This window comes from Kushneria konosiri (assembly GCF_002155145.1).
Classification (GTDB): domain Bacteria; phylum Pseudomonadota; class Gammaproteobacteria; order Pseudomonadales; family Halomonadaceae; genus Kushneria; species Kushneria konosiri.
The window spans coordinates 1,763,597-1,775,828 of sequence record NZ_CP021323.1; the positions used below are offsets into that span (position 1 = coordinate 1,763,597).

Sequence of the window (12,232 nt, forward strand, 5' to 3'; positions counted from 1 at the left end):
CCCATGCCTTCCAACCGATTTTGTGCATGATTCAATGCCAGGAGGGCGAGCGCGATAAGGGCACTCAGCATTTGTCTGCCGCCGCCGTTAACTTCTGAATAGCATTCCGGAAATATTTTCGTTGAAGGCGACGTTATGACCAACCGTCTTCTTCAGCGACTGATCCTTTTTGCAGCAGGGCTGATATGCAGATCAATAAAAAGGCCTCCTCTCCTTATGCCAGTCGCTGGGCAATCCTCAGTCTGATCGCTGGCGTGATCCTCAGCGTGGCGGCCAGCCTCGCCACGGCCAACTTCAACCATCAGCGTGCCGAGCAGGCAGCCATCGCGGCGGCAGAAAAAACCGCGGATGCCGTGCTCAACCGTCTGAAGCTTTACGAATACGGGTTGCAAAGCGTTCGTGGCGCGATTCAGAGCATGGGAGAAGGAAGCATCAGCCGTGAGCGCTTTAATCGTTACAGCCGCACCCGTAACGTCGACAGGGAGTTTCCGGGGGCACGTGGTTTCGGCTTTATTCGACGCGTCGCGCGTCAGGATGTGGACACCTTTCTCGCCCGGGCAAAGGCCGATGGGTGGCCCGATTTCACGATCCGCGAGCTCGCCCCGCATGATTCAGAGCACTACATCATTGAGTACATCAGCGAGGTTGAGCGCAACCGACAGGCTGTTGGTCTTGATATCGCGTCTGAAGCCAATCGCAGGCAGGCGGCCCTATCTGCCATGCGAAGCGGAGAGGTACGGCTAAGCGGGCCCATTACACTCGTGCAGGCGACGGGGCTGCCCCAGCAGTCCTTCCTGATCCTCATGCCAATCTATCGGGGTGGGATTACGCCCGAGACGGTCGCAGAGCGCGAAGCTCAGGCGTTTGGCTGGAGCTACGCCCCGCTGATTACCGATGAAGTGCTTGGTAGCCTGAGTACACGTGAAAGGGCCATCAGTCTAGCGCTGAGTGATATCACCGATCCCACTAATCGCGTCGAGTTTTATCACTCAGTCGACGGCACGTCGCAGGAAGTCGTGTTCTCACACACGACGCAGCGCGATGTCTTTGGCCGCCACTGGCAGCTGCGGTTCGATGTCCACCCCTTGTTTGTTGACCGGTTGCACCAGCTCTCGCCCTGGCTGGTACTGAGCGTCGGGCTGATGCTGACGGGACTGTTGGCAGGCCTGATTGGCGTGCTGAACCTTAGTCGGGCACGACAGATGCAGGTCATCTCCGAGCAGGAGAAACTGGGCACTATTGTTGAGAGTTCGATCGACGGCATCATCGGCAAGGACCTCTCGGGCACGATCACCAGCTGGAACAAGGGGGCTGAGGTTCTGTTTGGCTTCAGTGCCGAAGAGGCCATCGGGCGACGCCTCGTTGACCTTTTGATCCCTGAGGACCAGCGTGACGAGGAGACGGCGATACTGGCCTCTATCTGTGAGGGTAAACCTGTTTCCGGATTAAGCACTCTGCGCCAGCATAAGAACCGGCAGCTGATTCCCGTATCAATTACGGCGTCACCGATTCGCAACTCCAACGGCAAGGTTGTAGGTGTTTCGACAACGGTGAGGGATATTTCTCGACAGGTTGAGGCAGAAAGGCAGATTCGCGAGCTCAACAGCAATCTGGAAGCTCAGGTCGCGGACCGTACCGCCAGGCTTCAGGGGCTCAACCTGCTGTTGAGCAATGTTCTGCATTCGGCTTCCGAGGTGGCCATCATCGCCACGGATCGCGATGGCATCATTCGCATTTTCAATACCGGCGCCGAGCGAATGCTGGGATACAGCGCGCAGGAGCTGATCGATCGAGGCAATCTGATCGACTTTCATCTGAGCGAAGAGGTGGCGGTTCACGCGCGTGAATTGACCGCCGAGTTTGGCCAGGACATGGAGGACCTGCAAGTCCTGGTGCACAAGGCCGATCTCAACGTTGCGGAAACCAGAGAGTGGACCTATGTCCGCAAGGATGGCTCGAAGCTGCCGGTGTCTCTGGTCATCACCGCCATGCGAGATGAGCAGGGGATATGTACCGGCTATCTGGCGATCGCCATGGACCTGACATCGCGCAAGGCCTCCGAGGTTGCCCTTGTTCTGGCCCGGGACCAGCTGTTGATGGCGGCCGAAGTGGCCGAGCTCGGGATCTGGTCATGGACGCCCACCGATAACGCTCTGAACTGGAATGGCCACATGTTCGATATCTATGGCCTGCCTGTTGATCTGCGCGAATCCGGAGTGAACTATGAGCACTGGCGCTCTCGGGTGCATCCGGCCGATATCGAGATGGTTGAAAGCATGTTGAATCGAACTCTCACGCAAGGGAGTAGATTTGACCCGGTATTCCGCATCGTGCGGCCTGATGGGCGCGAGTGTTTCGTGCAGGCTGGCGCTCAGGTGGAGCGCGATGCCATGGGTGACATACTCAGGGTTACCGGCATCAACCGCGATATCACCGCGCAGCGTGAGCTGGAATCACGCCTGCTGTATGCCAAGGAGCAGGCGGACGCCTCGAGCGCGGCCAAGTCCTATTTTCTGGCCAACATGAGCCATGAAATCCGCACGCCGATGAACGCCGTGCTGGGCATGCTGCGTCTGGTACAGAACACGGCGTTGAACACTCGGCAGCTCGATTACATCAGCAAGGCAGAGATCGCGGCAAAATCGCTGCTGGGGTTGCTCAACGATATTCTCGACTATTCCAAGATCGAAGCCGGCAAGTTACTGCTGGATGAGCATGCCTTTGAGCTGGAACCGTTGATGCGTGACCTGGCGGTGGTGCTGTCAGGCAATCAGGGAGACAAGGCGGTTGAAGTCCTGTTTGATCTGGACCCGCAACTGCCCACGGCATTGATTGGCGATAGCCAGCGCCTGCAGCAGGTGCTGATCAACCTGGCCGGCAACGCGCTCAAGTTCACCCATGTGGGCCAGGTGATCGTCCGTGTTCAGGAACTGCAGCGCCGAGACGAGACGCTTCGCCTCCGTATTGAAGTAACCGATACCGGGATCGGCATCAGCCCCGATCAACTGACACGTATTTTCGATGGTTTCACTCAGGCAGAGGCTTCCACTACCCGGCGCTTTGGTGGCACGGGATTGGGACTGGTGATTTCCAAACGACTGATCAACCTGATGGGCAGCGAATTGCAGGTCAGCAGCGAGCCTGGGGTAGGGAGTCGATTCTGGTTTGACCTTGATCTGGAGGTGTCCGAGGTCATGTCGCTACGTGCGTCATGCCCGGGCACTGATCGCCCGATGCGTATTCTGGTCGCAGACGATAACGAGGTCGCCGGTTTGATTCAGGTGCGTATGGCACAGGCGCTGGGATGGGAGACCGATCTGGTGCATAACGGCCTGCAGGCAGTGGCGCAGGCGCAGCTGATGCAGCATGCGGGCAAGGGCTACGATGTCATTTTGATGGACTGGAAAATGCCGGCCATGGATGGCTTGAGTGCCGCCAGTCTGATTCATCAGCAGAGCCTGGAGCAGCCGGCGCCCAAAATCATCATGGTGACAGCTTATGGGCGTGAGGTACTCAATGATGCCCAGCAGGAAGGGAAGGCGCCTTTTGCAGGTTTTCTCAGCAAGCCCATCACCCCCCTGCAGCTGGCAGATACCATTCACGGGTTATTGAACGAAAAAGGGGTCACTGAACCCTCCATCGCCAGTCGACGTGCAGCGCAGCCTCAGCGTCTGGCCGGTCTGCGTTTGCTGGTGGTGGAGGACAATATGCTCAACCGTCAGGTGGCCTTTGAGCTGTTACAGGGGGAGGGGGCTCTGGTCACGCTTGCCGAGGGCGGAATTGATGGTGTCCGGCAGGTGACCAATAGCGCGCAGCCGTTTGATGCGGTGCTGATGGATATTCAGATGCCCGATATTGATGGCCTGGAAGCCACCCGTCGGATCCGCCAGGATGCCGTCAGAGGGGCAGTTAAAATCATCGCCATGACAGCCAATGCGTCAGGCTCGGATGAAAGGGCCTGTCTGGAGGCGGGAATGGATGACCACCTAGGCAAGCCCATCGATCTGGAAAGGATGGTGGCTACCCTGTTGCGTCACACCGGCCGAGCCTGCGCTGAACCCGTCGTGCAGCAGCCACAGGCCGAGCCGCAGGATTCGATATTGGAGCCCATCGACGCGATCGATCGACGTTTCGGCGGTAACCGTGAGTTGATTCGCAGCGTGTTGAGCAGCTTTACTCGGGACCAGGAGAAGCAGCTCGTGCTCCTGCGGGATCACGTGGCGCAATGTGATACCACCGGCGCCGCCTTTGTGCTGCATGCCATCAAGGGCAGCAGTGCCAATATGGGCGCGCGGTCGCTCTCGCAAATGGCCGGCGCGCTCGAGAAGCGTATGCGCCATGATGATGACGCCAGCGTGAAAGCGCTATTGGCCGATACGTCATGGGTTGAAGAACTGTCCGGCCTGTTGCGCACCAGTGTCGAAAGATTGAACGCCGCTTTTGACGTGCCTTCCGATCCTCTTTCACACGATAACTCTGAGGTGCTGTCCAGGGCGCAGTGGTGTGAGGCGATGCAGAGGATTCTGGGGCTGCTGAAAGACGGTAATATGCAGGCCATCGAGCAAGGCGAAGCGTTGCAGAAGATGACGCCGCCAGAGCTGAGGGCGGGGTTCGAGGAATTTGTCGATCTGGTCAGATCGCTGGATTTTGCCGCTTCCATACCGGTCGGCCAGAAGTTGCTGGATGTGGCCTGAGGAATGACGAATGCCCCATTGGATGAAAGGCCCACAGGAAAAACCAAAACTGCTGCTGGTCGATGACCAGCGCATCAATATTCTGACCCTGCATGAACTGTTTCGGGAAGAGTGCGACATTTTCATGGCCATGTCCGGCGAGCAGGCTCTGGAAGCCTGTCAGAAGGTTTTGCCTGATTTGATCCTGCTCGATGTGCACATGGAGGGGATGGATGGTCACGAGGTGTGTCGTCGGCTCAAGAAGGACCCTAAAACCCGTGATATCCCCATCATTTTCGTGACGGCCCAGGGCGCCGAAGAAGATGAGGTGCTCGGTCTGGAACTCGGTGCAGTGGACTTCATCGCCAAGCCGATCAATCCGGTCATTGTCAAAGCTCGGGTCAATACCCATCTGACGCTCAAGTATCAGAGCGACATGCTGCGCTCAATTGCTCTGCTTGATGGTCTTACAGGCGTTGCCAACCGGCGCAGGTTCGATGAGGAGCTGGCGCGTATCTGGCGGCAGAGTCTGCGCGAGAAGACCGAACTCTCGGCGTTCATGATCGATATCGACTATTTCAAGCGCTACAACGACCATTACGGCCATATGCGGGGCGATACGTGCCTGCGATCTGTCGCCGGTGCGCTGGAAGCCGCGGTCAACCGTCCCTATGATTTGCTGGCGCGCTATGGCGGCGAGGAATTCGTCTGCCTGTTACCCAATACCCACTTGAGGGGCGCAGTGGTGGTGGCCGAACGGATGCAGGCCTGTGTCCAGGCCCTCCAGCTGGAACATTCGGCCTCCGAGATCGGGCAGCGGGTGACCGTGTCGATAGGGGTCTCGACGATGATAGCCAACGCGATCGACGGTCCGCAGGTATTGCTTGAAGCAGCCGACCGGCAGCTTTATCAGGCCAAACAGGCCGGGCGCGCCTGTATTCGGTCCGGCAGTTAGTGCCTCCTGCGTTGTGATCCTTTCCAGAACCTGGCGCAGGTCGTGTCGCCAGTCATCATCTCCTGAGCCGTTTCATGTCAGTCTGGCCACGGGCAGCTCCCCCCAGCGCGTGGTCCATCGATTCGAGCGATAGTCACAGCGCAGCTGCCAGTCGGCGTCACTGCGCTGCATGCCGACCGTGACCGTGTTGCGTCCAAACCGCGTATTGAGCTGATCCAGCGTGGCCATCAGGTGGTCGCTGCGCTGTCGCTCATCATCTGACTGCGGGGTCTGGAAGACATCGAGCTGCTGGCCGTCCACATCCTGCAGATCCATGAGCTGAACACCACACTTTTGATAAAGAATGCGGCGGGGTTTCCAGAGCCGTGCCAGCGCCCTTTGGGCCGTGGCCACGATCTCGAAGGTGTTGTCGGTCGGGCGCGGCAAGGGCAACACGACCCGGTTACGATCCTGCGCCAGATGAGACATGTGTGGATTGGTGCGCAGCATGACCATCACGGCGCCTGCAAGGCTTCGCTGTGCCCTCAGTCGCTGCGCACTGCTTGAGGCGTGCGCCCGCACGGCCTCTTCGATGTCATAACGATTGGAGGTCACCCTGCCGAACGAGCGGCTGGTCATGATCATCTTTCGACTGTCAGACGCCTCGTTCATGTCGATGCAGCTCACGCCGCGCAGTTCGCGAACGGTGCGTTCGAGCACCACCGAAAACTGCTGTCGAATCCAGGTCGGGTGGGCCTGCGCCAGCGCCAGCGCTGTGTCTATTCCGATGGAATGCAGCCGCGCCGCTACGCGCCCACCGACGCCCCAGATATCGCCCACCGGTGTGCGTGCCAGCAGTGCCTGCGTATCCGGGCTGTCGATACCGCCCAGCATGAACACGCCGCCGGTTGCCGGGTGACGCTTGGCATGGCGGTTGGCCAGCTTGGCCAGCGTGCGGGTCGGGGCGATGCCAACTGACACCGGCAATCCGGTCCATTGATACACCGTCTGGCGCAGGCCATGGCAGTGCGCAACAAGCGTTGAGACCTCAAGGCCTTCAAATCCCAGCCAGCTTTCATCGATATAAAGGAAAGAAGACTAACTATGGACATGGCTCTACGCCAAGTCACACCGCTATTCAAAACAGCATCAGGCTGTCCATGGAAAGAAGCCGTTTTCATGCGACATAGCCTGGTTATGTCCATGGTATATCGATTAATTTAATTGTACTCACTGACCGTTTATATTTGCTTTGTCCACAAATTGCGCTCTGCCTCACTCCTGTCGACACCAGAAAGGCGATGGCCAGAGAAAATGACCAAGATCAGCCTCGAACCTTTCGCAATAGACGACGATTTGGAAACGGCAGTGGCCTACTGGGTCTACATTGATATACAGACTAGGTCGACTCGCGGAGTGTTCATTATTGGCGTGCATGTTTTAGATCAAACGTTCTATCTCATGGAGTTCCAATGCCGATTTGAGCACTGGTTGCGCCAGGTACTCTCTAGCGTGCGGCACGTTCAAGGGGGCGTCCAAAAGTTGGTGGGACGCTGCCTAGGCGGCGCTGATACTTTCAAGCACCCTAAATCCAAAAATGAACAGATATCCTGCGAAACCTCTGTACTGAATGTTTTTCGCAAGCTCGGTATTGCGCGCAGTGACTGGTGTAGGTGCTATATGCTTTTCTGACGATAAGCCAATGCTGCCAGCCTTCAGTGACGGACGAGGATCTTCGCTGCGATGGGCGAGGTGATCATCTGAATTACAGCAAAAAAGGCAGCTGGGATCGCGATTTCAGATGGTAAGCCAGAAGCAGCTACAAATGCTGCGGCAATGCTGAATTCCTTTTTGCTGACAGTGAAAAGATAAGTAATTATCTCTTTGCGATCGGAGGTAAGTAACCTTGAGGCCATGCCTACCAGGTACCCAATCAAATTAAGGCACAGCGCCACGCCCGCAATCACAAATGCATACCAGCCATAACCAATGATCGTGGTGGCATTCGGTCCTACCATGGCGAGCAGGATCAGCAGATACAGAATCGACCCTATACCTGCATACGCTGAATCATGCCATGCAAAAAAAGTCGTAAACCTTGTTCGCAAGCTCACACCGATAATGGTTGGGACAAGCACGATCAGCGTTAATTCGAGAATAATTGAGCCAAGCGGAACGTCTAGCTGGATACCGGTGAGCCATAAAAACAAGAACGGAACAATAAACGGACATAACGCGGTGTTAACCGCATTGAAAACAGCGGCAAGTGCCACATTGCCTCTCGCCATCAGTACCAGAAGAGGAGATGACACATCCGTAGGCAGAGTGCCGAGCAAGGTTTGGCCAGCAGCCAGCGAGCCGCTTCCAAAAAATAGACGGCCAGTCAGCCACCCGGCAATCGACATCGGCCCATAGACTAGTCCCAGGGCCAACAACTGGCGCGATGGCTTACGGAACACGATGCGAACTGCATGTGCGTCGAACGTGAGGCTGATGATCAACATCAGTAACGCCAGCAATGGCCCAATCGCGGACTCAAGCATTATTCCGGTGGCTGGAAAGAATAAGCCTACCCCCGCGACAGCCATCACAAACCAGACAAGGTGTGCCTCGACAAAATAAATGAATCTGCTCATGGTGGCTTTGACGTTACCGGTTGAAGTGAATGGTGCTCCCAAAACAAGGTCACTTTCTGCACCGCAAGCCCAAGGCGCTGCATAGCCGTCGCTTAACCAGGCTCTAGCAGAAGCCTCAATGATTACTATCTGCCCAGCATGCCATGACTCGTTTGGGAGCTGGGGCCGCTCCTCCTGATCAAGCAGTTCAAATAGACAATGCTCAAGGGTTGAAGCTTTAGTTGCTAGAGGTTTTATAGTAACAAGAACGGATAATTCGAGAGAGGGTAATAGATGGGACATCATCATGATCATCCCCACATTGATCCTGCTTCTGGCGACCGGCGCGTTAGCATCTCCATTTGGGCCAATGGACTCTTAACCATCGCTCAAATCGTCGGTGGTATTATGGCTGGAAGCCTATCGCTGATCGCTGATGCGTTACATAACTTTTCTGACATGGCAGCGTTGGTCATTGCCTTTGCCGCTCGTAAAATCGCCAGACGGCCTGCCGATGCGCACATGACCTTTGGCTATGGCCGCATCGAGATAGTGGCAGCACTTATCAACTACACCACTCTGATTATTGTTGGCGCCTACTTGATTTACGAAGGCGCTATGCGGATGATCAATCCCCCTGAGATAGAAGGTTGGACGATCGTTATTATTGGTGGCATCGCGCTTGTCATCGACGCCCTCACTGCGGTGCTTACTTGGTCAATGCAAAAAGAGAGTGTCAATATCCGTGCCCTTTTTCTGCATAACTTATCGGATGCGTTTGCCTCCATTGCCGTGATTATCGGTGGATCACTTATTTTACTGTACGACATGCGCTGGGTAGACCCCGCGATTACGATAGGGATTGCGCTATATATCCTTTACCTTGCTTTCTCTGAAATTGGTGGCCCTATCCGTACGCTAATGCTGGGGTCTCCCCCGGACATTGACGGTCAGTCAGTCATTGAGACCGTAAAAGATGTCGAGGGTGTCCAGAATATTCACCATGTGCATCTATGGCAGATGCAGGAAAACACGGCAGCCCTTGACTGCCACGTGGTCCTGACAGAAATAGGCTGGCATCAGATTGAATCAGTCAAGGCAGAGATCAAGGAACAGCTAAAAATGCGCTTCAATATTGCTCATTCCAGTCTGGAGTTTGAGCATAGTGACCACGCTCATCAAAATGCCAGCTTATATGGACATGAGTGACAGACAGAGGCTTGTTCTCCAGATCATATTTTTAGAGATTGGCTTCATCCCATAGCGATTGGCCTATTTTTCAACTCGGATTTTCCAACCATGGCTGAAAAAAGCTCGCCAAAATCGATAGGCCTCACAAGGCGATTTTGATGAATCCGCTATCCTCGATATTGCTTACCAGGGGGGGTTGATCGAATGGCCGCCGAAAAACAACTGACTTCTGCTAAGGTGCAAACAGTGATCGACCAAAACATGACGGATGTCAGTACCAATCAGATTCGCCAAACACCAACCTTTTTCATCAATAGCGAACCTTTAGATCCCTTTGGTATGCAAGAGCTCATTGATACCGTCGAGAGTAAAGTAGAAAAGATCTCTACGAAAAAGGATAGCCAGTGATACAGCGCTGGTGGTTAATAGGTTTGGTGGGCTTATACCCCGTGCTAGCCGAAGCCAATTGGCAAACGCATCTTTCGTTGCCGCCGGCTGAATCAGTATCCCTCGGGTTACCGGCGGCTGGCGAGCAAGAAGGCACCACGATGCAGGCTGGCGTTGACACCCTGATCATTGGGCGCGATGTCGTCATTGAGACTACCCTTTATGAAGCCTTTTCAGCAGAAGAAGTTCCCACGCGTTTCGCCACCAAACTGGAAACATTGCTAAGCGAATTTATGGAGGCTCCGGTGGAGTTTTCCGCCAGTGAGCGTATCCAGTTAGTGTGGGAGGAAGATCGACGCCAGGATGGCACTCGCATTGGGCCACCGCGCCTCAATTATGTGGCTCTGCCTGATCAGGCAGAGCCTGTAGAGATCATATGGCCGGTCGCCAGAAAGGGAGGCGTAGCATTCTTTCAGGATGACATCCTGCTAGACACATTGCGATTACCGGTTCCTGGTGCCCGCTTAACGTCTCGCTTCGGGAATCGGCGACATCCTGTGTATGGAGGGGTTCGTCCTCATAATGGAATTGACCTGGCTGCGCCGGCTGGAACACCGGTCATCGCCACCGCACCCGGGCGCGTATCCTTCCTGGGTCGCCAGGGAGGGTATGGGCAGGTGATAGAGGTGGAGCACGACACGGGGGCGATCAGTCGCTATACACACCTTAGCCGATTTTCCCCACAGCTAGTGGTTGGGGATTTAGTCAACGCGGGGGAGTCGCTAGGAAAGGTAGGTTCATCTGGGCTCACCACGGGCCCCAACCTGCATTACGAAGTGAGGGTCAATAACCAGCCTTTTGACCCTCTTGATCAAGGCCAACGCATCATGCTGGGTGAACAGCCGACTCAAAAGGAGTATGAGGCTTCACTTTATGAGGCAAGAGTTCGCCTGGAACAGGCTATAGGTACTGCATCCATTTATGACTTGATCTCGCTCAACCAGCAATAACCACCCGTGTTCAACGGCTTTGCATGAAGTGTGGATAATGTGAAGATATGGTTTTGTCTTTATCGAGCCTGAGCTTTTTGATCAGCTATCCATCATTGTACAGGTAACATTTATGGAGGATGTTTCTCCCGTTACCATGGGTGTATTGGCAAGCCTTGCGGCGGGCCTGATGACGGCCATTGGTGCGTTTCCTGTCTTGTTCACCAAAACACCCAATCGCGGTGTCCAGGATTTAGCGCTGGGGTTCGCCGCTGGTGTCATGCTGGCGGCCTCTTTCTTTTCGTTGATCATACCTTCCCTGGAAGCCTCGGAGCTGCGCTATGGAGGTAGCGTTGTACCTGCGGCAATTGCCTGCGCTGCCATCTTGCTGGGAATGGGAACGGTAGCACTACTGAACGAGTTTTTGCCTCATGAGCACTTCGATCAGGGTCGAGAAGGGCCGGAGGCTGCCTCACTACGCCGTATATGGTTGTTTATTATTGCGATTACGATACACAACCTGCCAGAAGGACTCGCCGTTGGCGTGGCTTTTGGCGCAGGAGGTAGCGAAGGAGGCATGCCACTTGCGATTGGCATTGGACTTCAGAATGCACCGGAGGGGCTGGCCGTAGCAGTATCGCTGCTAGGCGTGGGCTATTCACGTTGGCGGGCATGGACGATTGCAGCCCTTACGGGGCTTGTTGAGCCATTGGGTGGCTTGTTGGGCACTGGCGTCGTCAGCATGTCACAAACGTTACTGCCCTGGGGATTGGCCTTTGCTGCCGGAGCGATGCTGTACGTGATCAGTCACGAGATTATTCCCGAAACTCATCGGAGCGGGCACCAAAAAAAGGCCACGCTGGGCCTTTCCATCGGATTGGTGCTCATGCTGTTTTTGGATGTCTCGCTGGTCTGACGCGTTGGAAGAGGAAAATAGCGTGGGCTCTAACCCAGGTCTTGAGCCCCTCCATGTGAGTTTTCAGTGATACAGAGCTGATGATCACTGATGACTTCAATGATTCGGCAGCTTTCCACTTTGCCTCCGGCACAATGCGTGACCATGCGTTGCAGCTCCTCACGCAGTGCAGACAGTCGTTGAAGACGAGACTCTACTTTTTTCAAATGATGTGTGGCAATGGCATCGACTTCCTGGCAAGACATGTCAGGCTGATCTGACATTGCCAAAAGCTCTCGCACTGAGGCCACCGAAAAGCCAAAGTCTCGGGCATGGCGGATGAAACTCAAACGCCGAACTGTGTCATCTCCATAACGGCGCTGCCCTCCGTCGGTTCGTGACGCATCGCGCAACAGCCCGATACGCTCGTAGTAGCGAACCGTTTCAGGTTTGCAATCGGCCCGCCTTGCCAACTCACCAATGCTGATACTTTGCCCCCTCATCGACATGGTAAAACTCCTTCCGAAGAGCTTGAAGCTGTAGTTGCT

General features: G+C 55.3%; 9 protein-coding genes. 6 read left to right on the forward strand and 3 right to left on the reverse strand.

The genetic code is table 11. From position 1 onward, the window contains the following. Positions 1–185: 185 nt before the first annotated feature. Positions 186–4,694 carry a PAS domain-containing hybrid sensor histidine kinase/response regulator gene (locus tag B9G99_RS08180; RefSeq protein WP_086621606.1) on the forward strand — a complete coding sequence of 1,503 codons (4,509 nt, stop codon included), beginning with the start codon at positions 186–188 and terminating at the stop codon, positions 4,692–4,694. Between the two features lie 10 nt (positions 4,695–4,704). Beyond that, on the forward strand, positions 4,705–5,628 hold the full coding sequence (locus B9G99_RS08185; protein WP_086621607.1) for a diguanylate cyclase domain-containing protein: 924 nt from the start codon (positions 4,705–4,707) through the stop codon (positions 5,626–5,628). A 72-nt stretch (positions 5,629–5,700) separates the two neighbouring features. Here the strand turns inward: B9G99_RS08185 and B9G99_RS08190 are convergent, their stop codons facing one another. Together B9G99_RS08190 and B9G99_RS08200 are read right to left on the reverse strand one after the other, a co-directional pair. Continuing rightward, positions 5,701–6,690 (reverse strand): DinB/UmuC family translesion DNA polymerase, encoded by a 990-nt coding sequence (locus tag B9G99_RS08190; protein ID WP_227876003.1) that lies wholly within the window; start codon positions 6,688–6,690, stop codon positions 5,701–5,703. 632 nt (positions 6,691–7,322) lie between these two features. Beyond that, complete coding sequence (locus B9G99_RS08200) at positions 7,323–8,537, reverse strand: bile acid:sodium symporter family protein (protein ID WP_227875986.1); 1,215 nt, start codon at positions 8,535–8,537, stop codon at positions 7,323–7,325. Here B9G99_RS08200 and B9G99_RS08205 point away from each other — a divergent pair. The 4 genes from B9G99_RS08205 (at position 8,517) to B9G99_RS08220 (ending at position 11,705) form a co-directional block, all read left to right on the forward strand. Then, complete coding sequence (locus tag B9G99_RS08205; protein ID WP_086621610.1) at positions 8,517–9,431, forward strand: cation diffusion facilitator family transporter; 915 nt, start codon at positions 8,517–8,519, stop codon at positions 9,429–9,431. The genes B9G99_RS08200 and B9G99_RS08205 overlap by 21 nt on opposite strands. Positions 9,432–9,617: 186 nt before the next feature. Beyond that, on the forward strand, positions 9,618–9,821 hold the full coding sequence (locus tag B9G99_RS08210; protein WP_086621611.1) for a DsbA family protein: 204 nt from the start codon (positions 9,618–9,620) through the stop codon (positions 9,819–9,821). A 41-nt stretch (positions 9,822–9,862) separates the two neighbouring features. Further along, entirely contained in the window at positions 9,863–10,810 is a 948-nt protein-coding gene (locus B9G99_RS08215; protein WP_147376579.1) for a M23 family metallopeptidase, read from the forward strand. A gap of 112 nt (positions 10,811–10,922) precedes the next feature. Continuing rightward, on the forward strand, positions 10,923–11,705 hold the full coding sequence (locus B9G99_RS08220) for a ZIP family metal transporter (RefSeq protein ID WP_086621613.1): 783 nt from the start codon (positions 10,923–10,925) through the stop codon (positions 11,703–11,705). A 29-nt stretch (positions 11,706–11,734) separates the two neighbouring features. Here B9G99_RS08220 and B9G99_RS08225 read toward each other — a convergent pair whose 3' ends face one another. Next, entirely contained in the window at positions 11,735–12,193 is a 459-nt protein-coding gene (locus B9G99_RS08225) for a MerR family transcriptional regulator (RefSeq protein ID WP_086621614.1), read from the reverse strand. Positions 12,194–12,232: the final 39 nt, after the last annotated feature.

What these genes read in the sequence shown, in the direction of transcription:
- B9G99_RS08225 (WP_086621614.1), bottom strand. Translation starts at nt 12,193, where the DNA reads ATGTCGATGAGGGGGCAAAGTATCAGCATTGGTGAGTTGGCAAGGCGG.
- B9G99_RS08210 (WP_086621611.1), top strand. Translation starts at nt 9,618, where the DNA reads ATGGCCGCCGAAAAACAACTGACTTCTGCTAAGGTGCAAACAGTGATC.
- B9G99_RS08180 (WP_086621606.1), top strand. Translation starts at nt 186, where the DNA reads ATGCAGATCAATAAAAAGGCCTCCTCTCCTTATGCCAGTCGCTGGGCA.
- B9G99_RS08185 (WP_086621607.1), top strand. Translation starts at nt 4,705, where the DNA reads ATGCCCCATTGGATGAAAGGCCCACAGGAAAAACCAAAACTGCTGCTG.
- B9G99_RS08205 (WP_086621610.1), top strand. Translation starts at nt 8,517, where the DNA reads ATGGGACATCATCATGATCATCCCCACATTGATCCTGCTTCTGGCGAC.
- B9G99_RS08200 (WP_227875986.1), bottom strand. Translation starts at nt 8,537, where the DNA reads ATGATCATGATGATGTCCCATCTATTACCCTCTCTCGAATTATCCGTT.
- B9G99_RS08220 (WP_086621613.1), top strand. Translation starts at nt 10,923, where the DNA reads ATGGAGGATGTTTCTCCCGTTACCATGGGTGTATTGGCAAGCCTTGCG.